This is a genomic window from Bradyrhizobium sp. Kon37, assembly GCF_055807535.1.
Genome location: NZ_JBVVOY010000309.1, coordinates 1 through 248, shown reverse-complemented (window position 1 = coordinate 248; position 248 = coordinate 1). Strand labels below are relative to the sequence as shown.

1 protein-coding gene is annotated in these 248 nt (G+C 48.8%); it reads left to right on the top strand.

The window, feature by feature from the left end:
* Positions 1 to 248 (top strand): hypothetical protein (locus AC0L3J_RS38275; RefSeq protein ID WP_473350603.1); only part of this gene is annotated, 248 nt, incomplete at both ends.

The following is a 248-nucleotide window of genomic DNA, read 5'->3' as shown; positions in this document are numbered from 1 at the left end:
GAAAACTGAAGACCTGCAAGATTCATTATAGTCGCCGACCGGAGTTTGAAACCTCTGAGGACAAGCTCGCATTTCTCTCTACCAACCCGGCGCCCACACTGACCTTTGAATCGGTCACACCAGATAAGGATGCCAACTGGCTTAACATCACAAACAACGATTGGGAGAGCCTTGTCCCTCTTATCAGCAAGAAAACAAAAGCAGCGAAGGCCAAGGCGCAGGAAAAGGCAATCTTTGGTGACTTCTCA